General features: G+C 44.7%; 19 protein-coding genes and 1 pseudogene. 9 read left to right on the top strand and 11 right to left on the bottom strand.

Annotated features, from left to right (window positions below):
• Window positions 1–3: 3 nt before the first annotated feature.
• The 5 genes from acnD to AB4263_RS21850 all read right to left on the bottom strand — a co-directional run bounded on the left by acnD (window position 4) and on the right by AB4263_RS21850 (window position 9,386).
• Window positions 4–2,640, bottom strand: a complete 2,637-nt coding sequence (acnD, locus tag AB4263_RS21870) for a Fe/S-dependent 2-methylisocitrate dehydratase AcnD (RefSeq protein ID WP_372098892.1) — start codon at window positions 2,638–2,640, stop codon at window positions 4–6.
• Window positions 2,641–2,741: 101 nt separating this feature from the next.
• Entirely contained in the window at window positions 2,742–3,956 is a 1,215-nt protein-coding gene (gene prpC / locus AB4263_RS21865) for a 2-methylcitrate synthase (protein ID WP_372098891.1), read from the bottom strand.
• A 146-nt stretch (window positions 3,957–4,102) separates the two neighbouring features.
• Window positions 4,103–4,999, bottom strand: a complete 897-nt coding sequence (gene prpB / locus AB4263_RS21860; protein ID WP_017062292.1) for a methylisocitrate lyase — start codon at window positions 4,997–4,999, stop codon at window positions 4,103–4,105.
• A gap of 100 nt (window positions 5,000–5,099) precedes the next feature.
• The gene (locus tag AB4263_RS21855; protein WP_102428969.1) at window positions 5,100–5,819 is read right to left on the bottom strand and encodes a GntR family transcriptional regulator; all 720 of its coding nucleotides are present in this window, start codon (window positions 5,817–5,819) and stop codon (window positions 5,100–5,102) included.
• Between the two features lie 393 nt (window positions 5,820–6,212).
• Complete coding sequence (locus AB4263_RS21850) at window positions 6,213–9,386, bottom strand: HD domain-containing phosphohydrolase (protein WP_372098890.1); 3,174 nt, start codon at window positions 9,384–9,386, stop codon at window positions 6,213–6,215.
• 499 nt (window positions 9,387–9,885) lie between these two features.
• On the opposite strand from AB4263_RS21850, the gene AB4263_RS21845 reads away from it, so the two are divergent.
• The 5 genes from AB4263_RS21845 to AB4263_RS21825 all read left to right on the top strand — a co-directional run bounded on the left by AB4263_RS21845 (window position 9,886) and on the right by AB4263_RS21825 (window position 14,502).
• Window positions 9,886–10,857, top strand: a complete 972-nt coding sequence (locus AB4263_RS21845) for a tripartite tricarboxylate transporter substrate binding protein (RefSeq protein ID WP_136974310.1) — start codon at window positions 9,886–9,888, stop codon at window positions 10,855–10,857.
• Between the two features lie 244 nt (window positions 10,858–11,101).
• Window positions 11,102–11,602, top strand: coding sequence for a tripartite tricarboxylate transporter TctB family protein (locus tag AB4263_RS21840; RefSeq protein ID WP_372098889.1), 501 nt, complete (start codon window positions 11,102–11,104; stop codon window positions 11,600–11,602).
• 10 nt (window positions 11,603–11,612) lie between these two features.
• A complete protein-coding gene (locus tag AB4263_RS21835; RefSeq protein ID WP_372098888.1) occupies window positions 11,613–13,133 on the top strand; it encodes a tripartite tricarboxylate transporter permease in 1,521 nt (506 codons plus the stop codon).
• A gap of 192 nt (window positions 13,134–13,325) precedes the next feature.
• The gene (locus AB4263_RS21830) at window positions 13,326–14,084 is read left to right on the top strand and encodes a sulfite exporter TauE/SafE family protein (protein ID WP_102333369.1); all 759 of its coding nucleotides are present in this window, start codon (window positions 13,326–13,328) and stop codon (window positions 14,082–14,084) included.
• 226 nt (window positions 14,085–14,310) lie between these two features.
• Window positions 14,311–14,502 carry a hypothetical protein gene (locus AB4263_RS21825; RefSeq protein ID WP_123283324.1) on the top strand — a complete coding sequence of 64 codons (192 nt, stop codon included), beginning with the start codon at window positions 14,311–14,313 and terminating at the stop codon, window positions 14,500–14,502.
• 133 nt (window positions 14,503–14,635) lie between these two features.
• Here AB4263_RS21825 and AB4263_RS21820 read toward each other — a convergent pair whose 3' ends face one another.
• On the bottom strand, window positions 14,636–15,049 hold the full coding sequence (locus AB4263_RS21820) for a VF530 family DNA-binding protein (RefSeq protein ID WP_010438513.1): 414 nt from the start codon (window positions 15,047–15,049) through the stop codon (window positions 14,636–14,638).
• 239 nt (window positions 15,050–15,288) lie between these two features.
• Here AB4263_RS21820 and AB4263_RS21815 point away from each other — a divergent pair.
• A pseudogene (locus tag AB4263_RS21815) lies at window positions 15,289–15,495 on the top strand (metal-dependent phosphohydrolase); the annotation flags it as partial.
• Window positions 15,496–15,633: 138 nt separating this feature from the next.
• Here AB4263_RS21815 and gnd read toward each other — a convergent pair.
• From gnd to AB4263_RS21790, 5 genes are all read right to left on the bottom strand, one after another.
• Window positions 15,634–17,082 (bottom strand): decarboxylating NADP(+)-dependent phosphogluconate dehydrogenase, encoded by a 1,449-nt coding sequence (gnd, locus tag AB4263_RS21810; RefSeq protein ID WP_372098887.1) that lies wholly within the window; start codon window positions 17,080–17,082, stop codon window positions 15,634–15,636.
• 28 nt (window positions 17,083–17,110) lie between these two features.
• Entirely contained in the window at window positions 17,111–17,845 is a 735-nt protein-coding gene (gene pgl / locus AB4263_RS21805) for a 6-phosphogluconolactonase (RefSeq protein WP_017066266.1), read from the bottom strand.
• A complete protein-coding gene (zwf, locus tag AB4263_RS21800) occupies window positions 17,842–19,344 on the bottom strand; it encodes a glucose-6-phosphate dehydrogenase (protein WP_017059714.1) in 1,503 nt (500 codons plus the stop codon). Before zwf ends, pgl begins: the two co-directional genes overlap by 4 nt.
• Window positions 19,345–19,754: 410 nt before the next feature.
• The gene (locus tag AB4263_RS21795) at window positions 19,755–20,450 is read right to left on the bottom strand and encodes a response regulator (protein WP_017059715.1); all 696 of its coding nucleotides are present in this window, start codon (window positions 20,448–20,450) and stop codon (window positions 19,755–19,757) included.
• A 66-nt stretch (window positions 20,451–20,516) separates the two neighbouring features.
• A complete protein-coding gene (locus AB4263_RS21790; protein WP_372098886.1) occupies window positions 20,517–22,169 on the bottom strand; it encodes an ATP-binding protein in 1,653 nt (550 codons plus the stop codon).
• Window positions 22,170–22,802: 633 nt separating this feature from the next.
• On the opposite strand from AB4263_RS21790, the gene AB4263_RS21785 reads away from it, so the two are divergent.
• The 3 genes from AB4263_RS21785 to AB4263_RS21775 all read left to right on the top strand — a co-directional run bounded on the left by AB4263_RS21785 (window position 22,803) and on the right by AB4263_RS21775 (window position 25,663).
• Window positions 22,803–23,030, top strand: coding sequence for a hypothetical protein (locus AB4263_RS21785; RefSeq protein WP_009846577.1), 228 nt, complete (start codon window positions 22,803–22,805; stop codon window positions 23,028–23,030).
• Between the two features lie 215 nt (window positions 23,031–23,245).
• The gene (locus tag AB4263_RS21780) at window positions 23,246–24,685 is read left to right on the top strand and encodes a TolC family protein (protein ID WP_017063805.1); all 1,440 of its coding nucleotides are present in this window, start codon (window positions 23,246–23,248) and stop codon (window positions 24,683–24,685) included.
• A gap of 3 nt (window positions 24,686–24,688) precedes the next feature.
• Complete coding sequence (locus AB4263_RS21775) at window positions 24,689–25,663, top strand: HlyD family secretion protein (protein WP_017070946.1); 975 nt, start codon at window positions 24,689–24,691, stop codon at window positions 25,661–25,663.
• Window positions 25,664–25,666: the final 3 nt, after the last annotated feature.

Raw genomic sequence — 25,666 nt, 5'->3', positions numbered from 1 at the left:
CTCCTACTGTGCGAGAAAGTCTTTTGCGAAACGTTGCAATACGCCACCAGCGCTGTACACATTCACTTCGTCTGCCGTGTCTAGTCGGCAGGTCACAGGAACATCCAGCTTGTCACCGTTTTTACGAGTGATGACTAGAGCCAAATCAGACCCTGCTTCAATGTCGCCGTACACGTCGTAAAGCTCGGTGCCGTCCAGTTCTAAGGTATTGCGATTGGTTCCCGCTTTAAACTGCAAAGGCAACACACCCATTCCAACTAAGTTGGTTCTGTGGATTCGTTCAAAGCCTTCGGCAACAATCACTTCAACACCCGCTAAACGCACACCTTTGGCAGCCCAGTCACGTGATGAACCTTGTCCATAATCCGCACCCGCCACGACAATCAAAGGCTGTTTACGGTTCATGTAGGTTTCTATCGCTTCCCACATTCGCGTAACTTGACCTTCGGGTTCAACTCTTGCTAGTGAACCTTGCACGACTTCTCCAGCGTCCTTAACCATTTCGTTATACAGCTTAGGGTTGGCGAATGTTGCTCGTTGCGCGGTTAAGTGATCACCTCGATGGGTCGCGTAAGAGTTAAAGTCCTCTTCCGGAACTTCCATTTTGGTGAGGTATTCCCCCGCAGCACTCGAAGCGAGAATCGCATTTGAAGGGGATAAGTGATCTGTGGTGATGTTGTCACCCAGAATCGCTAAAGGTCTCATACCAGATAGGCTTCGTTCTCCCGCAAGAGCCCCTTCCCAATAAGGTGGTCTGCGAATATAGGTACTTTGAGGTCGCCAATCATAAAGCGGTTCAGTCGTCACCTGTTCCTCGTCTGGCTGCAACATTTTCACGTAGATTTGTTGGAATTGCTGAGGCTTAACATGCTCACCGACAACGGCATCGATCTCTGCATCACTCGGCCACAAGTCACTTAAATAGATCGATTTTCCGTTGCTGTCTGTACCTAAGCTGTCTTTTTCGATATCAAAGCGAATCGTACCTGCTAAGGCATAAGCGACGACCAATGGCGGTGATGCTAAAAACGCTTGTTTGGCATAAGGGTGAATTCGACCATCGAAGTTTCGATTCCCCGATAGCACAGCGGTTGAATATAGGTCACGGTCGATGATCTCTTGTTGAATTTTAGGATCCAACGCACCACTCATTCCATTACAGGTTGTGCACGCATAACCGACGATACCGAAGCCTAGTTTTTCCAGTTCAGGCAACAAACCGGCGGACTCAAGATAAAGCTTGGCAACTTTTGAGCCTGGCGCAAATGACGTTTTCACCCACGGTTTACGAACTAATCCAAGCTGATTGGCTTTCTTAGCCACCAATGCTGCGGCGACCACATTTCTTGGATTACTGGTGTTAGTACAAGAGGTAATCGCTGCGATGATTACGGCACCATCAGGCATCTGATCATCCCTGTACTGCTTAGCATGCTGCTCTTTCCAAGATGTTTGACTGATACCTTGTTTGGCAAGTTCACTGGTTGGTAAACGACGATGTGGATTGGATGGCCCTGCAAGGTTGCGCTCAACTTTAGACAAATCAAACTCAAGCACACGTTCGTATTGAGCGGAATCTAAATCATCGGCCCATAAGCCAGTTTGCTTAGCGTATAGCTCAACTAACTCAACCTGTTCAGGCTCGCGTCCTGTCAGCTTTAGGTATTGTATGGTCTGTTCATCGATATAGAACATACCCGCAGTCGCGCCGTATTCTGGCGTCATGTTAGATATAGTCGCACGGTCACCAATGGTCAGTGCACGCGCGCCTTCACCGAAGAATTCCAAATAGCTTGAAACCACTCTCTCATTGCGAAGGAACTCCGTTATTGCGAGCACAATATCCGTTGCGGTTATCCCTTCTTGTCGTTGACCAGTCAGTTTAACGCCCACAATATCAGGCAAACGCATCATTGACGGGCGACCGAGCATCACTGTCTCAGCTTCCAAGCCGCCCACACCGATCGCAATAACGCCCAGCGCATCTACGTGCGGTGTATGGCTGTCTGTGCCGACACAAGTATCCGGAAACGCGATGCCTTCTTTAGATTGAATGACTGGAGACATTTTTTCCAAGTTAATCTGGTGCATGATCCCGTTACCTGCGGGAATCACACTCACGTTTTTAAACGCGATTTTACACCAGTCAATAAAATGAAAACGATCTTCGTTTCTGCGTTCTTCAATCGCACGGTTTTTATCAAAGGCTTCACTATCAAAGCCTGCATGTTCCACAGCTAAAGAGTGATCAACAATCAGTTGGGTTTCGACAACGGGGTTCACCTTGGCAGGGTCTCCGCCTTGGTCGGCAATCGCATCTCGTAAGCCAGCTAAATCTACTAAAGCGGTTTGACCCAAAATGTCATGACACACGACACGTGCTGGATACCAAGGAAAATCTAAGTCGCTCTTACGCTCGATGATCTGTTTTAAGCTATCTTCAAGTGCAGCTGGATCACAACGTCTTACTAATTGCTCTGCCAATACTCTCGACGTATAAGGCAAGGTTTTATAACTGCCCGGAGATATCGCTTCTACCGCTTCGCAAGCATCGAAATATTCTAAACCCGTTCCCGGTAGAACCTTTCGATACTTGTTTTCATCAAGATCTTGGTTGCTTTTAAGTTTTACATCAGACATACATCCACCATTATCTGTTAAATTCTATTCGTTGGTTCTCGAGGCCTTATCACATGAAGAGAAAAGTCAGCTCGAGATATAAGTCGACTCGATATAGAGGACTAACGTAAATGGATTGGTAGCCAGTCTTGATGCTCTGGCCCAGTGTAGTCTGCGCTTGGGCGAATGATGCGATTGTTTTCTCTTTGTTCGAACACATGCGCCGTCCAACCTGTAAGGCGGCTCATCACAAAGATCGGAGTAAACAATTTGGTTGGGATGTCCATGAAGTGATATGCCGATGCATGGAAGAAGTCAGCATTACAGAACAAGCCTTTCTCGCGCTTCATAACCGCTTCAACACGTTCTGAAACGGCGTAAAGCTGTTTATCACCGACCTCTTGAGCTAGCTCTTTTGACCAACGCTTGATTAGAGCATTTCGTGGGTCGCTTTCACGATAAATGGCATGACCGAAGCCCATGATTTTGTCTTTGTTAGCAAGCATCTGCATGATGTTAGTTTCTGCTTCATCAGCGGATTTCCAATCTTGGATCATTTCCATCGCCGCTTCATTCGCACCACCATGCAGCGGGCCTCTTAGTGTGCCAATTGCTGCTGTAACGCACGAATGGATATCCGACAGCGTTGATGCACACACACGAGCGGCAAAAGTAGAGGCATTAAACTCATGTTCCGCATACAGGGTGAGCGAGCAGTGCATTACCTTCTTGTGAAGTTCACTCGGCGCTTTATCCGTTAACATCTTCAAGAAGTAGCCACCCAGACACGCTTCGCTTTGATCTTCAGTGTCAATGCGCACGCCATCATGGCTAAAGCGATACCAGTAACAAATAATCGCAGGGAAAAGCGCGAGCATTCGCTCAGTCGCAGACAGTTGCTCAGAAAAATCTGACTCTTGCTCTAGATTACCTAGCATTGAACAACCCGTTCTCATCACATCCATTGGATGAGCGTCTACAGGGATAAGCTCTAGTGCTGCTTTCAAAGGTTGAGGCAAGCCGCGCAAACCAATCAACAACGTTTTGTAATCGTCTAACTCTTTTTCACTGGGCAAATGACCTCTTAGTAACAGATGCGCCACTTCTTCGAACTGAGCATGATTAGCAAGGTCGGTTATGTCATAGCCACGGTAGGTCAAACCCGTTCCTGACTGGCCTACCGTACATAGCGCCGTGGTTCCCGCACTCTGCCCACGTAGACCAGCACCACCGATTGCAGGTGCGCTAGCTGGTTTGATTTCGGGTTTTTCGCTTTGTTGTTGGTTTTCTGTTGAAGCCTTTTCGACAGCTGCTTTATCACTCAAAGATACAGACATGGTGAACTCCTTTTCTGTGTTAGCCGCCTGCACTCTTTGGTGCTGCCTGTTTATATGTCCGATGATCTTTATGATCGGTACTGGATATGGCGACTAACCATTTCACGTTATTGGATTAAGTTGATTTTTGATTAATTGAAACTGGTTTACCCTTCACTTGAAAACAACTGATCAAGCTTGTTTTCGTAGTCGTGGTAATTAAGGTGTTCGTAAAGCTCCTTACGGGTTTGCATTGAATCCAACAGAGCTTCTTGATTGCCTTCAACTAGCAAGTGCTTGTAAACATTCTCCGCCGCTTTGTTCATCGCACGGAACGCACTCAATGGATAAAGCACCATGTCGACACTTGATTGGGCTAACTCGTTACAGCTGTAGAGTGGTGTTTGGCCAAATTCAGTGATGTTCGCAAGAATAGGCACGTGCTTGCCCGTTGCTGATTTCAGCGCTGCCGAGAACTTCACGTATTGATCGAGTTGATTCATCGCCTCAGGGAAGATCATGTCTGCGCCCGCTTCAACACAAGCTATCGCTCGCTCAATTGCGCTATCAATGCCTTCAACCGCCAATGCATCCGTACGTGCCATAATCACAAAGCTTTCATCGGTTCTAGCATCGGTTGCCGCTTTGACTCTATCGACCATCTCTTGCTGACTTACAATCGCTTTATTTGGTCGATGACCACAGCGTTTCTGGGCCACTTGGTCTTCCATATGGATTGCTGCTGCGCCTGCCTTCTCCATAGCGCGAATCGTACGTGCAATATTGAATGCGCCACCAAATCCCGTATCGATATCCACCAGCAATGGCAGATCACACGCGTTGGTAATACGTTCAACATCTACCAACACATCGTTCAATGTGGTGATACCTAAATCAGGCAAACCGTAAGACGCATTGGCGATACCTCCACCAGACAAATAGATCGCCTGATGCCCCAAGTTCTTTGCCATCATCGCGCAATACGGATTGACCGTGCCGACGATCTGCAATGGGTCGTTGTCTTGCACAGCTTGTCGGAACTTAGCTCCTGCTGATAACTTCATAATGACGCTCCCTGTTAATTGTTTATTTCTAGCTAACCTTTAAGACTTACGGCTTTTGGTTATCGCCAGCGCTGACCCGCTGACAGATACCAGTCGCCAGTTAATCAAGATCTTTGGATTGGATTTGTTGTTCTATAAGCAGTCGACTTCCCGATATGTGTCTTCGCATAAGCATTTCTGCTAGCTCTTCATCACGGTTACGGATCGCTTGTAGAATGTATTTGTGTTCATCTAGCGCCTCTTTTGGACGAGACTGCGCCCTAGGTGATTGATAGCGATACATGCGTAATAAGTGATAAAGCTCGTCACACAACAACGAAATGAGTTTGCTGTTGCGACTCGCTTTGATAATGCGGTAATGGAAATCAAAATCCCCATGTTGATGAAAGTAAGAAGAACCTTCTACTTCATCGATATGCTTTGAATGTGTCGACAATAACCCTTCAAGCCCGACAAGCTCTTCTTGTGTGATATGTCTCGCTGCGAGTCGAGCAGCCATGCCTTCCAAAGCCTCTCGCACCGCGTAAAGCTCTAGCAGTTTTTCTGCCGAAAAAGTAATCACTCGCGCGCCAACATGTGGAATGCGTTCTATTAGGCCAAGCCCTTCAACTCGCATTATCGCTTCACGTAATGGACCTCGACTTACTTCAAAGCGTTTAGCCAATTCAGGTTCCGAAATCTTACTGCCCGGTAGTAATTCACCGCTAACAATCGCCTCAACGAGATACTCAGTGAGATTTTCTGATTTAGTGTTCTCTTTATCGCTAACACGTGTTTTCGTGTTTGCATTTAAGCTGAGATCTTTTATCGCAGTATTCATATTCACGCTGCTCACTTCTATTTGCTGAACCTTAATTGTCAACAATTCCATAACATGAACATAAAATACATGATTGAATTGTCGACAATCAAGCCAATTGTCGACAATTTAGACTAAGGTAGTATTTTTCATAGACGATTAAAACTAATCCAAAAGGACACTACAAACAACTCAACCATCTGTTATTTATCGATTTAATCAGAGTAAGAGTCACTAACCCCCTATCTACCCTAAAATCATTTGAAATCGATATGTCGACAACTTATAGCCGAAACTTGTCAAAAGCAGCCCCCTTCGTATCTATCCACCAGCTCACCGATAAACAGATATAAAAAAGGCGCACTCATGTGCGCCTTTCATTCATCGAACCCGTTCTAACAAGCCAACCTTTAATCAAGCTATCTGACGAGTAACTTCTAGGTATTTGTTGATATCAACGAAATCAATTTGTTCCGGTTTGAGATACTCTTCTGCATAACGCAGGTGAGTACCGCTGGTTAAGAACAATCTAAACAGTTCGATATCGAGATGCTCGTCCAACGCCATTTTGTACATGATGTCGACAGCAACACTGATTGGCTTCGCCTTCTTATAAGGCCTATCCGCAGCAGTTAACGCCTCAAAAATATCGGAGATCACCAGAATACGTTCTGGGATTGAAAGGTCATCACCAGTCAGCTTCCTTGGATATCCCGTACCTTTGAGTGTTTCATGATGCGTCGAAGCATAGCGAGGAACACGGCTTAGCTCTTTCGGGAATGGCAGATTCTCAAGCATCTTAATCGTGCCAAGCATGTGCTCGTTTATCTTGAATCTGTCTTCTGCAGTCAACGTGCCGCGTGCAATACTCAGATTGTAGACTTCGCCTAGGTTATATAAGTGCTCAGGTACATCCATTTTGATTTTATGTTTCGGGTCAAACTCTAACGGCCTATCTCTTCTCACTATATGTTCAGGTTTATCACTTAACAGTGGCTCTGTCGCAGGTAAACTTGCACTCGGTTCTCGGTTCAACGCCTCTATCGGTGATAAACCAAGTTGATCATCAAAGTTACGCGTCCAAGTCGTCTCAGCTATCGCGTGAATACGAGCGACTTTGTCTTCACTCATGAATTCACCACCAACGTTCGATGTCGCGATAAAAGTAAAGTCATCTTGTAGCTGTTGTTTGGTTGTCGCAAACTCATCTGCAATTTGCTGCGTTGATAGCGTACCTTCAAGTTGCTTTCTCAAAGCGGTGATTTCCGCATCACGCCAAAGTACTTCAAATCGAGTTCTCACCTCGTGAATTCGGTTGTAGTTCGCTTCTAGCTTCGTACCTTTATCGACGATGTGTTCGGGTATCGTGATCTTGCCACAATCGTGAAGCCAAGCCGCAATTCTGAATTCACGACGTTCATCATCATTTTTAAACTCAAAATCTTTGAAATGATCGGACTGTGATTTCTCAACTGCATCAGCCAACATCAAGCCGAGTTCTGGTACACGATTACAATGCCCTGCCGTATAAGCGGACTTATCATCGATCGCTTGAGCGATGAGCTTGATAAACGACTCAACAAACGCCTCTTGCATCTGTTCATGTCGTTTAATCTCCATAGCCATATCTTTTACGGCAACAGATAATTCCCACACTTCTTTGATTCGAGTATCAAGAATTGTCACGTTGTCATAATCACGCAGCTTAACCTTATGAGTCTCTTCCTCTAATTGGCGAATTGGATGCACTATCGGCGCACCAAAAGCCCAAGCAATAGGCAGCGTCAAACTCATCAGTAACACCGTTACACCAACAGAGGTTGCTAGACGTTTATTGACTGTACTGAAGACTTCAGATTCGGGAATCAATACCGCAAAATATTCAGAGTAGTGTTCGCCCGTGTCTATTTTCTTTAAATAGAGATGCTTGATCTCGCCATTCAACTCTACCCTTACCATACTGCCTTCAACCGTTGCTTCCTTAGTCAAATCATAAAGTTCAATATAAGGAACCGTCGTATTCGTATTAAAGCCGGTATCATGGAGCCACTTTTTCGCTAAGGTATCAAGTTGTTCATCACTTAACCTGCCGATAGCTTTGTCAATAATTGGAAGCAATTGCTTATGCTTGCTCTGCAACACCAAATGGAATTGATTTGAGTAGTTCTGTTTTAGATCTTCTAGAGCCCCATTTACAACAAGGCCTGGTTGGAAAAACCTATCTAATGCAAACGAGAGTACGGGTTCAGCTTCTAAGAAAGCAAAGTTCTCTTCGCTTTCAATTGAATCAAATGCGGACTCTAGGTTTTCAAACTCAACTAAATCAATATTCGGAAAGTCTTCCCTTAGCTTAGGAATAATTGACCACCCAGATAAAATGGCCACTTTTTTATCCTCAAGCTCGGCATAATTAGTAATAATCTTCGCGTCTTCTCTGGTCACGATAGCAAACGGTAAATCATAGATTGGAGTGGTGTAGAGGCCGCTTATGCCATTATTTTTATAATTTTGCACCGATTGCAGCCCATCTATAGTTCCTTCTTGAAACTTATTAATAAGCTCTCCCCAAGAAAAACCATTCACAAATTCAAACCTGATCCCAGTCATACCACCAATCATTTTGAGAAGGTCTATCGCATAGCCGTCTGGTCTTCCCGCCACTGAAAAGTCCATCGGCCCCCAATCATTTTGATTAGACACTAAAAGCGGAGGAGTATCATTAACCAAGGCTTTTTGCTCAGATGATAGCATCAGTTTTGATACATCAAACTCCGATTCCTGATTATTAACCTTGAGGTTAGACGCAATAATGTTACCCGATTTCGAATATAAGAAAGACTCAACCTTACTATCTTCTGCTAATCCAAGCGCCGTACCTGATAATTTGTTAGCCAAAGAAGACAGCACAATATCAATACCAATCACATGTTGAATTTCAGATTCGATTTTCGACTCAAACGCTAAAGAATAAGTTTGTCCGGTAATTTGTAAATGCTGAAAAAGATATGGCTTAGTTTTTTCGACCGACAGAACATTGGCAGCAACATACCAAGGCCTGGTCGTTGGAAAGTAGTTGCTCTGCTCCGTAGTTGAGCTTCTGAGGGAAAACTCTTGGTCAAAGTATTTCGTTGTCCGGACTCGCTCCTGCCCTATATTTTGAATCTCAACCACAACCCAACGATCCGTTTGTTGTGCTCCTATTTTTTCTCTAACGACAGGGGCAGATTCTAGGTTAATAATTTGGAAGAAATTTTCATCGGATGAGCCAATGTAAATACTATAAAAGAGAGGGTTATCTTTAATGGCTTCAGAAAGAATACTACGCGACTCTTCTTTCGATATTTTGTTACTGATAGATAGTTTCACTGTAGCAAGTAAACGCGCGGTGTTGGCTGCGTCAGAGTCAATCGCGCCGATATAATCACTCAGGTCATGAGATACCATCGTCAACTTTGACAGAGTATTCTCCGTCGCCATTTTTTTACTGAAGTAGTATTGAAGAGAGACCGCAACCACAGCCGTTAGCACAGTCGCGAGTATGAACATTGTTCCAACGGTAAAGCGTAACGAAATTTTTTTTAATGCCATTATTTCATCCTTGAATAATCGCCAACTCCAAAGTTAACAGCCTAGCGCAATCAATACCGCTTAAGTTGCATATCAACTATAGTAACTCATTATTCCACATCTAAAATCTAACACCTCTATACACCTGACTCTTTTGCAGAAATAGTTATCGTAGTCACATCTAACAATATAGACCAACAACCAATGCACTCGAGTAGAAAACGCTAGTTAAATCCAACCTTTGTCAATGAATTCAATCATTCTGAGACAATAACTACGATTTTAGAATCCAGATATCATTCAACAGTAAATGGACAAAAACACGTTACCGTGAACTTTATGAACAATATTAATCCAATGTTCTTTATTCTCAATATCGCCGCATTACAGACATTTCATTAACACACCGTTAACTTTAGCTTCATCTGCTAAGCAATATCCTACTCATCTGTTTAGTAGCTGGAAATAAAACATAAGTTTCTCTCCATTGAAGAGATCCCCTACATAAGGAACGTGAACCATGTTCAAGGCACTGAAACCTACTCTTGCGGCTTCTATCATCGCAGCAACCTTTTCTTTCAACACTTTTGCTGCTGACGTAGAAAAAATCCACTTCCTAATCCCTGGCGGCGCTGGTGGCGGTTGGGATATGACGGCTCGTGGTACGGGTGATGTATTGGTGAAATCAGACATCGTAGAAAATGTCTCTTTCCAAAACCTGTCTGGTGGCGGTGGCGGTAAAGCGATTGCTCACCTAATCGAAACAGCACAACGCCAAGAAGACACGCTAATGGTGAACTCAACGCCTATCGTTGTTCGTTCACTAACAGGTATCTTCCCTCAATCTTTCCGTGACCTAACTCCGGTAGCAGCAACCATTGCCGATTACGGCGCAATCGTCGCTCCTGCGGATTCTAAGTACGACACTTGGGAAGACGTCGTTAAAGAGTTCGAAACCAACCCACGTAAAGTGAAGATTGCTGGCGGTTCAGCTCGTGGCAGCATGGACCACCTTGTAGTAGCGGCAGCGTTCAAAGGCGAAGGTTTTGATGCGAAGAAAGTACGTTACATTGCCTACGATGCTGGCGGTAAAGCGATGGCGGCACTGCTTTCTGGCGAAACACAGCTGCTTTCAACGGGCCTTGGTGAAGTACTAGAGATGTCTAAATCTGGCCAAGTAAAAGTGCTTGCTGTGACGGCTCCAAAGCGTCTTGACGCCGCGCCTAACATCCCTACACTGACTGAATACGGCAACGAGACAGTATTTGCTAACTGGCGTGGTTTCTTTGCGGCACCGGGTACAAGCCAAGCAAAAATCGACGAGTGGAACGAAGCTCTTGGCAAAATGTACAAAACCGATGAGTGGCAAGTGGTTCGTGACCGTAACGGTTGGATCGACAACTACAAAGCTGACAAAGATTTTTACGCCTTCCTAGAAGACCAAGAAAAACAGATGGGCGATCTAATGCGTGAGCTTGGTTTCTTGAAGTAACCAACAACCATAGAGGGCTTATGTGCCCTCTTACTCTTTCCTGTTTCGCCGTGCATGAGTTAACTTCAAACTCCTTTGTTTATTCGTAGACGTATTACTAACGCTTGCCGATTCGTTGTAAACGCAAGTGGCTGATAAACCAGTACCGTAATTCGCTTACCTTTGGTTAGTGATCCCAGACATTTCATTGACTCGCTCATGTACGGCTTTTTTACTTTTTATACCACCCCAAATGGAGTTGGATATGTCGGACTTACCAACCAAATTTCTGAGTAAGGAATCTTTGCTTTCGAAGGATCGCATCGGAGCCATGCTCTTTATGCTTGCATGTTTATGCTATGGCTACCAAACCACGCTGATTCCTTTGTTCCCCGGTGACGAGTACGAACCCTTCACAGCAAGAACCTTACCTATCCTGCTAACGTTTATCGGCGTTGGCCTTTCGTTGATCCTGCTTATAACCGGACAGCCGGATAAAAAAGTTACATGCGACACTACGCCGCTGAACTGGAAACTGCTTATTGGCTTCTTGGTGTTAATGGCTCTGTACGGTGTTGGACTGACTTATCTTGGCTTTGTTTTAGCAACCAGCTTCTTCTTACTTGCAGGCTTTTACCTACTGGGTGAGCGCCGCAAAGCTGTCTTATTTGGCGCGTCGTTTCCTTTCGTTATCGTGTTCTTTCTTTTATTAACTCAAGGCTTAGATATCTACCTAGAGCCTGGTTTAATCTTCACTCTTTGGTAGGGATAACATTATGTTAGACGGAATTTTACAAGGACTTTCTACCGCCGTGATGCCAATGAACATCATGATGGTAATTGTTGGCTGTTTTGTTGGTACCTTTATTGGAATGCTACCGGGACTCGGTCCAATTTCAGCAATCGCGTTGATGATCCCGATTACATACGGCCTAGATCCTTCTTCTGGCCTAATCTTGATGGCTGGTGTGTACTACGGCGCTGTATTTGGTGGCTCGACGTCATCCATCTTAATCAATGCTCCGGGTTGTTCTTCAACGGTAGTAACCGCGTTTGACGGCTACCCGATGGCTCAAAAAGGCCAAGCAGGTAAAGCACTTGCTCTCGCGGCTTACTCTTCTTTCACAGGCGGTACGCTTTCAGCAATCATGCTTTTGATTGCCGCACCGGCTCTAGCAAGCGTGTCATTGAGCTTCCAGTCTTCAGACTACTTCGCATTGATGTTGTTAGGTTTATCGGCAGTAGCGGCGTTTGCGGGCCCAGGTCAGGTAATCAAGGCATGGATGATGACCATTCTTGGTTTGATGCTATCTACTGTTGGTATCGACAAAGGGGTTGGTGTTGAACGTTTCACATTTGGTCTAACAGACCTGATGGATGGCTTTAGTTTCCTACTCCTTGCTATGGCAACCTTCGCTTTAGGTGAGACTTTAATGGGTATTTTGAAACCGGAGAAAGACACTAGCGGCGAAGAAAGCCAAAAGATGGCTGATATTGGTAGCATGAAAATTACCAAAGAAGAGTTCAAAGAAGTGGCGCCAGTTTCGATTCGCTCCTCTATTCTAGGTTTCTTTACGGGTGTTTTACCGGGCGCAGGTGCAACTATTGCGGCATTTCTAAGCTACGGTATGGAACGTAGCCTTGCGCCAAAAGACAAACAGAAAGAGTTTGGTAAAGGCAGTATTCGTGGTCTTGTTGCTCCTGAATCAGCAAACAACGCAGCTTCAAGTGGTTCATTCGTTCCGCTACTGACGCTTGGTATTCCCGGCTCTGGTACTACCGCAATCATGCTTGGCGCCCTAATCGCTTACGGTATTCAGCCGGGTCCTCGCTTGTTTGTTGAACACCCAGATGTATTTTGGTCAGTAATTATCTCGATGTACTTTGGCAACATCGTGCTGGTTATCTTAAACCTACCGTTGATCCCATATATCTCTAAACTGCTAGCGGTACCAAGAACGGTACTACTGCCAATGATCATTTTCTTCTCAATCACAGGCGTGTACTTGGTGTCATTCAACACGATGGACGTATTTGTGATGCTACTGGTAGCGATGGCTGCGATAGCATTAAGGCTAGCCAACTTCCCATTGGCACCATTACTGTTAGGCTTCATATTGGGCGGCTTGATGGAAGAGAACTTAAGACGAGCATTGATGATCAGCGATGGTGAGTTGAACTTCTTATGGGAACGCCCTATTACGATGACCTTCACTATTCTGGCGGTATTGGTGCTGTCTAGCCCGATTCTAGTGAAACTATTTAAGAGTTTTAGAGCGAAGCCAGTAGAAGTGTAAAGCTTTATCGAATCAACTAAACCTCAACGAAAGGAGCCATTGGCTCCTTTTTTCATTTAAAGCCTCAATTAAAACCAGCGGTTAAAGATGGTAGCAAACTCACAAACCTATCTTTACAACACACATGGCGCTGATATTCATAACAAATTCAAGTAAGGTAACCAGTTAGTTAACGTATTGGATTCTAAAACTATGGATTGGTTGATTCTATTCTTATCAGGGGTGGTTGGCGGTGTGCTTAACTCCATTGCGGGTGGCGGCAGCTTCATCACTTTCCCTGCTTTGTTATTTGCTGGCGTTCCACCAATAGCAGCCAACGCGACCAACACCTTTGCTTCATGCGCTGGTTACATCAGTGGTGCTTACGCACTGCGCCACGAAATTCAATCTGGTACCAAACAACTCAAGCTCGTTGTTGGGCTATGCGTAATTGGCGGCGGCATTGGTGCATTTTTACTACTACACACGCCAGAAGCGCTATTTACCCAATCCGTACCTTGGTTATTACTGTTCGCCGCTCTGCTTTTTACCTTTGGTGGCACTCTCAACAAATGGCTAAAGAAAGTAACCGCTAAACATAAGCACGCCACCAGCGCAGGGGCGTTCTTTTCCGCTGTATTGCTTTTGATCGTGTGTGTTTATGGTGGTTATTTTAATGCAGGCTTAGGCATTGTGACATTGAGCTACTTGGCGCTGGCTGGTTACACCAACATCAACGTGATGAATGGCATCAAACTGCTCGTGTCCGCGTGTGCTTCCCTCGCAGCGATCGTATTTTTTATCGTCAATGGTTCGATTGATTGGCCGTCTGGCATGGCTGTATTATTGGGTACATTGGTTGGTGGTTATTATTCAGCAAAAATCTCTCGCCGCATCCCTCAACACTATGTTCGAACCACAGTGATCATCGCGAGCTTTTTGATCACCGCTTACTTTTTCTATGCTAATTAGACGTTCGGTTTAATAAGACTTGCAACTGAAAAGATAAAGCCAAAAGACTCCACCCTGCTCATACCGATTTGGCTATTTTATTACTTATAAAATAGCCAAGCCAAAATGTGTGAGACGAGTCCTTCAATTAGCAAATTTGATAACAATTTAGACTGTTTTTTAGCCTTTATTTTGCCAAAGGTAGGATAATTCTCCTGTCGAAAGTGAGACTTCATTAGGAGGCGTTATGAACACTAAACTCGGTCATGTCATGTCATCAAGTCGACTCATTTGCTTTGTCGCTTTTCTTGCTGCCACATTCGCGTGGATCCTAAAAATGCCCGCTCTGTTTTCTGTGTCAGCGCTATTCTTACTTATCAGTGCAATCGTTTATGTCACCGATCTTTGGAAGAATCAAAGAAAGAACCGCGAAGCTTAGCCATTTACGGTTTAAATCGAACGAATTAAAAAAGGAGCTCATAGGCTCCTTTTGTGTTTTTCGCTTATCTAATTAGCCGTGCTAATCGCCGACGCCTTATTTAGCGACGGTTCTTTCTAGCGACGTCTTCTTGTTAACGACGGAAATTACGACCGTTACCGCCACGGCGCTCTTTAAATGCAGACGCAGCTTTAGCTTGAGAAGCGTGGATAGACTCAACCGTTAGTTCCATTGGCTCACGAGGCTCTAGCCCATGGCGGAATGTACGTGAACGCGGAGGCATCTGGTATTCGATGTCCGATGCTTTAGGCATGCGCTTGAAACGGTAAAGGTAGAAGTTTTCAACCTTCTCACGAGCCCATTCGGTTTTCTTCAGGTATTTAACTGCGCTTGCCACTGTAGGCTTAGTGTTAAAGCAGTTCATACGCATTGCCGCATCTAAAATTTCCCAACCATAATGATCCACTAATTCAGTGATCATGGTTTCAAGCTTTAAGCCGTGTAGCGGGTTATTTTGTTGCAGTTCGATTCTTTCTTCTTCAGTCATAACATTACCTTTTTCAAGGCAACTAAAGGCCTTGAATTTACTCTAGAACACCGTCATCACTGACCATTTCTAGCTCAATCATTTGGGCATTATTTCCATTGCCCTTGTTTATGTCTTTATGATGGCATAAAGCATGTGCGTTATCCTATTTATCTTTTCATTTAATTTTAAAATGGTTATTTAACGTCCAGATCATCATTAACAGCACTTTAGTTAAGCAATAGCGCATACGCTATTAACTGGCAGACGTATTCGATGCGTTAATGAGTAAAAGAGCCTATAAACACGCTTGGTCACTGAATGAGGTGATGGCCTATATAGAAGCAAACACTGGTTCAATGTTTGACCCAGAGTGGGTTGAAGCGCCTAAACAAAACCTAGACAGCTTTATGGCCACTCGAGATCAATACAACGACGATGTACAACCACATATCATGACCGCCTAAGCGATAATTAGTTGTGTGTTTGAAGTGACCATCTAAAAATACGCAAACTAACAAAAAAGGATGCCAGTTGGCATCCTTTTGTTTTCTAGTTTACAGCTAATAAGAACAACAAGGTTCTTAACTGATTCTAACTAACGATTATACGTCGTAAGTTGTAGAAGCAGTATCGCCGCCTTTACCAGTCCAGTTTGTGTGGAAGAATTCACCACGTGGACGGTCAGTACGCTCGTAAGTGTGAGCACCGAAGTAGTCACGTTGAGCTTGAAGCAGGTTCGCTGGTAGACGTGCAGTTGTGTAACCGTCTAGGAAAGATAGCGCAGAAATCGTACATGGCATTGGGATACCAGACTCTAGAGATTTCGCTGCTACTTTACGCCATGCCACTAGGCTGCCTTGTAGGATGTTTTTGAAGTACTCGTCAGAACCTAGGAACGCGATGTCTGGGTTTGCTTCATACGCATCACGTATGTTGCCTAGGAATGCAGAACGGATGATACAACCACCACGCCACATTAGCGCTACGTTACCGTAGTTTAGGTCCCAGCCGTTTTCGTTCGACGCTTCACGCATTAGCATGAAACCTTGAGCGTAAGAGATGATCTTAGAAGCCAGTAGAGCTTGACGTAGTGCATCAACCCACTCTTGCTTGTCGCCTTCAACTGGAGTGATTGTCTTCTCAAACAAAGCTTCAGCTTCAACACGTTGGTCTTTAAGAGCAGACAGGCAACGAGAGAATACAGACTCAGAGATCAGTGTTAGTGGGATACCTAGGTCTAGTGCGTTGATACCAGTCCACTTACCCGTACCTTTTTGGCCTGCAGTGTCTAGGATCTTCTCAACTAGCGCTTCACCGTCTTCATCTTTGTAGCCAAGGATGTCAGCAGTGATTTCAACTAGGTAGCTGTCTAGCTCAGTCTTGTTCCAGTCAGCGAATACTGCTTGCATCTCGTCAGCAGACATACCTAGGCCATCTGTCATGAACTGGTATGCTTCAGTGATAAGCTGCATGTCACCGTATTCGATGCCGTTGTGTACCATCTTAACGAAGTGACCAGCACCGTCGTTACCAACCCAGTCACAGCAAGGCTCACCAGCGTCAGTTTTTGCCGAGATACCTTGGAAGATTGGCTTAACCGCTTCCCAAGCTTCAGCCGCACCACCTGGCATGATTGAAGGACCGAAACGAGCACCTTCTTCACCACCAGATACACCAGTACCGATGAAGTGGATGCCTTTCTCACGACAATGCACTACACGACGGTTAGTGTCTGGGTAGTTAGTGTTACCACCATCAATGATGATGTCGCCTTCGTCTAGAAGTGGGATTAGGTTTTCGATGAACGTGTCTACAACGTCACCAGCACGAACCATAAGCATCACTTTACGTGGCGCTTCTAGCTTCTCAACTAGCTCTTCTAGAGAGTAAGCACCAACAATGTTAGTACCTTTAGCTGGGCCTTCTAGGAACTCGTCTACTTTAGCAGCAGTACGGTTATGAGCCACAACTTTGAAGCCGTGGTCGTTCATGTTTAGGATAAGGTTCTGACCCATTACTGCTAGGCCAATTACACCGATATCACCTTTCATTATTTTATCTCCTTGCGGCTATTCGCACTTATGCGATAGCACTTGCTGCATTTGAATCTAAGAACCACTCTGTTTCGCCAGTTTTAGACTGGATTTTCGCTGCCGGGTAAGGCAGTTCTGAAGCAGGAGTTGTATGAATTTCTTTAACGATCTCAACTTTACCTGCACCCAGTACTAGGTAGCTGATTCGTTTTGCTGCTTCTAAAACTTTCGCTGTTTTAGAAACACGGATTTGACCAGACTCAGGGTGAGAAGCTAATACAGATAGGTTCTCATCTTGGTAGTTGGTTGCACCTGGGAATAGTGAAGCTGTGTGGCCGTCTGCGCCAACACCAAGCAGAATCCAATCGAATACAGGCGTGCCGTTTTCTGTTGGGATTACGTCTGCCATCTCTTTTGCGAAACGCTCTGCTTCTGCTTTTGGTTCATCTTCACCACGGATGCGGTGGATGTTTTCAGCAGGAAGGTTTACTTGAGTAAACTCTTTTAGTTTTGAAAATAAGAGCGCGTTTGCTTCACCGAAATTGCTTTCAGCGTCGTCTGGTACAACGCAACGTTCGTCGCCCCACCAGAAGTGAAGGTTATTCCATTGAATACCTTCCGCGTATGGCGCCTGTGCTAAAAGTTTGAAAAGCATTTTTGGCGTGCTGCCACCAGACAGTGAAATGTGAACAGGTTTGCCCTGCTCGCTGTATGCTTTCATTTCATTTGCTAGGTTTTCAACAACCAGTTCAGGCGTTGCAAAGATCTTGTGATTGATCATAGTTCGCAGTAATCCGTGTCTGTTAAGTTTTTGCATGGGAAACGCCATGCGCGGCCATCACGTTGCAGAAGTTCATCTGCTTCCTGTGGGCCCCAAGTACCACAAGCATAGCCAAACAGTGCTTGAGGATCTTGCTTGAAGTCTAAGATTGGTTGAACGTACTTCCAACATGCTTCTACCGCATCGGTACGTGCAAACAGAGTCGCATCACCGTTCAGTGCATCAAGAAGAAGACGCTCATAAGCCGTCAGCATCTGAGTTTCAGGCAAGTCAGAGTAAGAGAAGTTCATTTTCACTTCTTTTGCTTTGAAGCCTGCGCCTGGCTCTTTCAAACCAAAGCTCATCTGAATACCTTCATCCGGTTGGATGCGGATAATCAGCTTGTTCTCTGGTGCATCTTGACCAAATACTGGGTGTGGCGTGTTCTTAAAGTGAATCACGATTTCAGTCACACGTGTTGGTAAGCGTTTACCTGTACGTACGTAGAAAGGAACACCATTCCAACGCCAGTTATTGATGTGAGCTTTCAAGCCGATGTAAGTCTCGGTACGAGAATCATCCGCTACACCATGCTCTTCACGGTAACCTAGTAGGTGCTGACCACGAACATCTGATGCTGTGTACTGACCTAATACTAAGTCTTTACGCAGATCATCTTCTTCTAATGGTTTCAGACACTGAAGCACTTTAACCACTTCATCACGAATAGAATCAGCGTTAATTTGTGCAGGCGGCTCCATACCTACCATCGCTAGCACTTGCAGCAGGTGGTTTTGGAACATGTCGCGAACTGCGCCAGAACCGTCGTAGTATCCGCCACGCTCTTCAACGCCAAGGAACTCAGCACCTGTGATTTCAACGTATTCAATGAAGTTACGGTTCCACAGTGGTTCAAACATCGCGTTTGAGAAACGAAGCACTAGAAGGTTTTGAACCGTCTCTTTACCAAGGTAATGGTCGATACGGTAGATCTGGTGTTCTTGGAAGTGATGATGGATCTCTTCATCCAACGCTTGAGCTGATGCTAAGTCGTAACCAAATGGTTTTTCGATGATCAGACGACGCCAGCCGTTCGATTCATCGTTAAGGCCATGCGCAGCAAGGTTTGCTGGAATCACACCGTATAGGCTTGGCGGGGTTGCCAAGTAGAACAATGTGTTATGGTTTTCGAATTGGTAGTCTTGCTCAAGCTTGTCTAGACGTTGTGCTAAACGAGCATAGTCGTCTACATCTGAAGTATTGATCGCTTGGTAATGCAGATGTTCAATAAATGCATTCAGCGTCTCTGGTTCAGTTTTTTCCATTTCCTGAAGAGACTTCTTCAGCTTCTCACGGTAAGACTCATCGCTGTACTCAGTACGGCTCACTCCAAGAATCGCAAAGGATTCTGGTAGTTGATTGCTAGCATACAGGTGGTATAGAGCAGGAATTAACTTGCGGTAAGTTAGATCTCCCGACGCACCAAAAATAACGATGCTGCTGTTTTCAGGTATTACCATCATCTTTCCTATAAAAACAAGGTTTTTAGTATTCGCCAAAGGTATCAGCGACATACGAAAATAGATAATAGGTCTTAACTATTACATCAATAGTAAGCGCCTATTAAATTTGAGAATGCGTTTGGTAAACGAGGGTGAAAGCTATCACCTCTATTCGGGACAGTATTGTCTATGACTATTTGATTTACATCAACCACTGTGAAAGCAATCGATTAAATATTGACTCATTTCGAACAAATTCTAATCGATAGTTCCGTTCATTTGACCCGAGGGAGAAGCAAATCGGCATTCTCAAACAGTGTAGTCAAGAAAGAACGGTATCTGGTCGGTGGAGTGAGCAATAGGAAAGGGAGAAAAAGGTAAAACCAGCTTATTCAACTGGCTTTATATTTATTTTGATGGTGTCGTGTTTATCTTTGCGCTTTGTTGTAGCAGCGCTCCGGGCGACCTACGGTACCGTAATTTAAGTCTGCGACTAACTCACCAGTGGTAATCAAAAATTCTAAATAGCGTCTGGCGGTGGTTCGGCTAGCACCAATTCGTTCTCCGGCTTCATCGGCGGTAATATTAACGGCATCAGCTTGCTGAAAAATGGCTCTGATCTTATCCAACGTTACGCCATCAATTCCTTTGGGCAAGGTTGATACTTTTCCTGAGTCCGCTTTGGCATTGGCTTGCAGCATCTTATCAACCAAACCTTGGTTCAAATCAGACACGCTTTCGAACTCTTGTAACTGTGACTGATACTTTTTCAGTGCTGCTTCCAAACGAGGAAACATTACTGGTTTCAATAGATAATCGACCACCCCACCACGCATTGCTTGCTGCAGCGTATCGACATCCCGAGCAGCAGTAATCAAGATAACGTCGCAGCCTTGATTGCTCCCTCTTACGTGATTAAGAATATCGAGCCCACACCCGTCCGGCAGATACACATCCAATAACACCAAATCAGGTTTTAAGATGTCCAGTTGCATGAGCGCTTCAGACTGTGTGGTGGCAATGCCGACCACGTCAAAGCCACCCATCTGTTCTAAATAACGATGGTGTAGCTCTGCAATCGCAATATCATCTTCAATGACCATGACTCTCGTGATTGCGTTCATTTATGTTCTTCCTTTAACCATGCTTTTTCCGTCACGATGATCTTCGCAAGATCGTTTCGTGCTTAATTATTGTTCTTCTTTTGGCAGATAAACCGTCATTCGCGTGCCAAAATCGTGGTTGTCGACCATTTCAAGCTGCCCTTGATATCGGTCTGCCAGCTGCTTTATCAGATACAAACCCACACCACGATTTTGCTTCGCTTTGCTCGATACGCCTTTTTCGGTAAGTGCTTTGGTCGCCAACTCTTTCGGCAAACCGCACCCTTTGTCTTCTACTTCTACGATAATTTCATTACCAAAATCACTGATTGAAACTTCAATAACCCGACGCGCTGGCGCAATTTGACCCTCTTGCTTAATCGCCGTCATGGTGGCGTCAAAGGCGTTATCAATCAGGTTGCCAAGAATTGTGACAACGTCATCCGCGTTTAACCAGCTAGGCAGAGCTTCAAGCCTTGATCCCTCTTCCACTTTAAGCTCTAACCCAATCTCTCGAGCTCGCTCTGTTTTGCCTAAAAGCATGCCTGCAATAAGAGGGTCTTTCACCGTCTCTCTTAAGAACTCAATTAAGCTCTGGTAATGAGCGGTTTCTTGACCAATCAATTGTTGAACAGAGTCCAGCTCGCCCATCTGAATCAAGCCACTGATGGTGTTGAGCTTGTTTTGATGCTCGTGGGTTTGTGAACGCAATAGATCAGCATACTCTTTGGTTTGTGAGAGCTGGTCTGTTAAATCGTTGATTTCATCTCGTAATCGGAAACTCGATACCGCCCCGACCACCTCACCTGCCACTATAATCGGGCTTCGGTTAGCAATGATTCGCTTATTGTTTAAATACAACTCAACATCGTGGTCGGTGTCGCCGGTTGATAGCAGTTGTTCTAAATCACTGCCTGGCAATACATCAGAAAGGCGCTGTTGATTGAGTGCTTTATCCCTGTCTATCGATAAAATATCGCAGGCACTCTTATTAATTGAACGTAAAATGCCGTGCTTATCGATGCTCAGAATGCCCTCTTTCACGGTACTCATGGTTACATCTAGCTCAACATACAACCGGCCTATCTCTTCAGGCTCAAAGCCCAAAATAGCGCGTTGAAAACGGCGAGATACATAACTCGAAATCAAAGCGTTGACCGCAACCACCAGCAACGCCATCACAATCAAAAAGGCTAAGTAAGGTTCGATTCGATCTTGCAACGAATCCAATAAGTAACCAACTGACACCACACCAATAACGGTACCTTGGGTGTCTTTTACCGCGGATTTACCACGAACTGAAAAACCCAGCGATCCTTTGGCTGTCGACACATAAGACTCGCCCAATACCAATGCTTTTTGGTTATCGCCACCACGCATGGGTTTGCCGAGCCTGTCATCGTAAGGGTGAATCAGGCGGATACCTTTATCATCTCCAACAACGATAAACGCCGCGCCAATGAGCTGAGTAAGGTTACGAAATTTAACTTGGGTTTTTTCAGACAAAACGTAGGGAACGCCATCAGGGTCCAACGTTCCATTTTCTTGAATAATGCTGGTGACAAGTGGCGATTCAGATAGAAATTCAGCAACACCTAACGCTTTCAAACCCATCTCTTGTTCTTGAGATTGTTTGATGTAGTAAAAACCAGCCGCTGCAAGAATCAAAAGTTCAACGAGGCCAGTGACCGTCATGATAATCAGTAACCTTTTACGGAAACTGATACTGCTCCATTTCATATTCCACCGTCCCTAGTGTTAGACGATCAATGTTAACACCAAGTTAATCGCATGACCTTTCTAGGGACGTGAATTTGTGACTGCTACTCAACTAAATAATTGAGCAGATTGTTAATTGAGCAGATTGTTAATTGATAATCCTTTACGTTGTTCATCTCGATTAATCGTTCATTTTTAGGACTGATTAGCTTAAAAACCAAAATAAACGAATAAATATTGAGCTAGATCACTAAGCTTTTAGGTGTTTTTTAGGTTGTTTAAAATAAATACAATTATAATGGTTGCATATGAAGAAGTTTATTGTTGCTAAGCCATAGGTCATGATTTTCAGACCGCGCTTTGAATCGAAACTTCGATTAACAAAATAGCAACAACCCTTCGCTCGCTGGACGTATCTATAACTAAAAGTTGCACGCTCGCCGTTACGAATGATGAACAAACGGATTAAGTATTCTCCCCTATTCATCCATCGCTATTTCAAACTCGGCTAGCCAGACAACGAAGAGGTGACTGATAAAAGCATCACCCAATAATAAAACATTGATGAGCAGGAAGTATCGATCAGTGGCAACGTCCAATAGAAACAGGATAACAAACATAACGTATAAACATTGTTGAAAAGGAAACAAGGCAATGAAACGCGATAACTTTGGAATTTGTCTTACTAAGACTATGCTGTTCAAACACTTACAATCGACTTTTACTCACGTAAGAGCCTATGAGAAAGATGGTACCTCCCCTCTCGATCTCAAGGTATTGTTAGCATTCCCGCAAATGTCAGGTAGAGATTTATTACAAACAATGCAAGGTTCAAGACAATTGGTATGGCGCGCCGATCACCATTGTCCTAGCTTTAAATAAGCCACTTCATTTTGTAAAAACACTTCTATACTGAACTTAAAGAGCATGCTTATGCGTGCTTTTTAAGTTTCATTTATCTTTGATATTCACGTCACTCAATCTTATTTACACTTGATTAACGAGTTATGAGAATTTCTATTCATATGAGACAATCTATTCAAGACAAATGACTATCGCCCTGTTAACATTAGAGTTAATACTCTAATTGGTATTTAATGCAGATGACCAAACCAAAATTCCGATACCTTGCGATCGCCAGTATGCTTCTCGGCACTATGGCTTCGCCAGGCTATGCAGCTCCGCTCACTTTTTCTGAAGCGTGGCAAATTCTCCAAGAGAACAACAACTCTCTTGCGGCTCAACAAGCCAACGTTGAACGTTATCAACACCTTCAGAACTCAACAAGTAGCCTCAATCTTCCTTCTATTACCTTAGGGGCTAACTACACGCACCTTGATAGTGATGTGACGATTAATGGTGAACAGTTTTCAGATAGCTTGAGTGGAGTAAACCCTGCTATATCCGCGATTTTGCGCCCTCTAGTTGGTGGCGTTACCTCAACGATTACCGAACAAGACATCTTTAGCTCTTCCATTCGTGCTGTGTGGCCTATCTTCACTGGTGGTCGAATAACCGCTGCGCAAAATGCGGCTGAAGGTAAAAGCGAAGAAGCGCAAAGCCAACTGTTGATGGAGAAACAAGCTCGCTACGAAGACTTAAGTAAGTATTACTTCTCGGTGATCTTAGCGGAAGACGTGGTGAGAACGCGTCAAGCCGTTGAAGCAGGCTTAACTCAGCATCGTGATTTCGCCATCAAGCTTGAACAGCAAGGACAAATCGCCCGAGTAGAGCGCCTACAAGCCGATGCTTCTTTAGATAAAGCGATTGTAGAGCGCACGAAAGCTCAGAACGATCTTAAAATTGCGCAATTGGCGTTGACCCAAATCCTTGGTCAAAATGAAAGTGTAGAACCCTCTGAACAACTGTTTATCAATAAGAACCTGCCTCATATGGACGTGTTCATTGACCAGACACTCATGACCTACCCCGGCCTTAAGATTCTTGATGCAAAAGAGAAACAAGCAAGCAGCTTAATTAAAGCCGAGAAAGGTAAATACTACCCAGAGGTTTACCTTTATGGTGATTACAGCCTGTATGAAGATGACTCTCTAGCCAGTGAAATGAAACCCGATTGGTTGGTTGGCATTGGTGTGAATGTGCCACTGCTTGATACCTCTGGCCGTTCCGACAAAGTCGCTGCGGCTCACAGTGCCGTATCACAGGTTCAATTCCTTAAGTCACAAGCTAAGCAAGACTTAACCGTGTTGGTACAAAAGACTTACCTTGAAGCAAACCAAGCCATTGAAGAGGTTCAAGGCCTAAACTCGAGCTTGTCTTTAGCTCAGGAAAACCTATTACTTCGTAAAAAAGCCTTCACACAAGGGTTATCTAACTCATTAGAAGTGGTTGATGCCGAGCTTTATCTTGCGAGCATTAAAACCCAGCAATCTGCTGCTCGCTTCAAATACCTAATCTCTCTCAACAAGCTGTTAGCGCTAACCAGCGAAATGAATGCTTACTCCAGTTACTTAACCTCCTCTGTTCCGTCTGATTTCGACTCAAAAACAGACACCGTTAGCCAGTCAAAAGGATAATTCATGAAACCTATTAAGCCCCTTCTTCTATCTTTAGTTGGTATCGGCGTTATTGGCTGGGTCGGATACAGTTTCTATCAAGCTTATCAACCTCAGCCGGTTAAGCTTCAAGGTCAAATCGATGTGCAGCAATACAGCATCTCATCGAAAGTACCTGGCAGAATTGATGAAATATTCGTGCGCAAAGGCGATTCGGTTGAAAAAGGCGAATTGATCTTCTCTCTACTAAGCCCTGAGATTGATGCGAAGCTAGAGCAAGCAAAAGCTGGTCAGAAAGCCGCTGGTGCATTAGCACAAGAAGCAGAGAATGGCGCGCGTACTCAACAGATCCAAGCGGCTAAAGACCAATGGTTGAAAGCCAAAGCAGCTGCCGATCTGATGGACAAAACCTACCAACGTGTAAACAACCTTTACAACGATGGTGTGGTTGCCGAGCAGAAGCGTGATGAAGCCAAAACACAGTGGCAAGCGGCGAAGTACACCGAAAGCGCTGCATTCCAAATGTATCAATTAGCGCAAGAAGGTGCGCGTGACGAAACCAAAGTGGCCGCCGCTCAAAAAGCGTTAATGGCAGCGGGTGCGGTAGCGGAAGTTGAAGCTTACGCAAAAGACACACAGATCCACAGCTGGTTTAATGGCGAAGTCTCTCAGGTTCTATTGAGCAGTGGAGAACTTGCACCACAAGGCTTCCCTGTTGTGACTGTTATCGACACCAAGGATGCTTGGGCTGTGCTTAATGTTCGTGAAGACATGCTTAAGCATTTCGAGAAAGGCAGCCAGTTTGAGGCGTACCTACCGGCTCTGGATAAATCATTAACTTTCCAAGTAACTCACATCGCCGTAATGGGTGATTTCGCAACTTGGCGCTCAACAGACGCAGCACAAGGCTTCGATTTACGTACTTTTGAAGTAGAAGCACACCCTGTCGATACGAGCGAAACACTGCGTATGGGCATGAGCCTAGTGGTTGAGCTTTAGGTG

This window comes from Vibrio sp. 10N.261.55.C5, from assembly GCF_041470505.1.
In the GTDB taxonomy this organism is placed as follows: Bacteria; Pseudomonadota; Gammaproteobacteria; order Enterobacterales; family Vibrionaceae; genus Vibrio; species Vibrio crassostreae_C.
The sequence above is the reverse complement of the archived record's forward strand: the minus strand, read 5'-3'. Positions and strand labels throughout refer to the sequence as shown.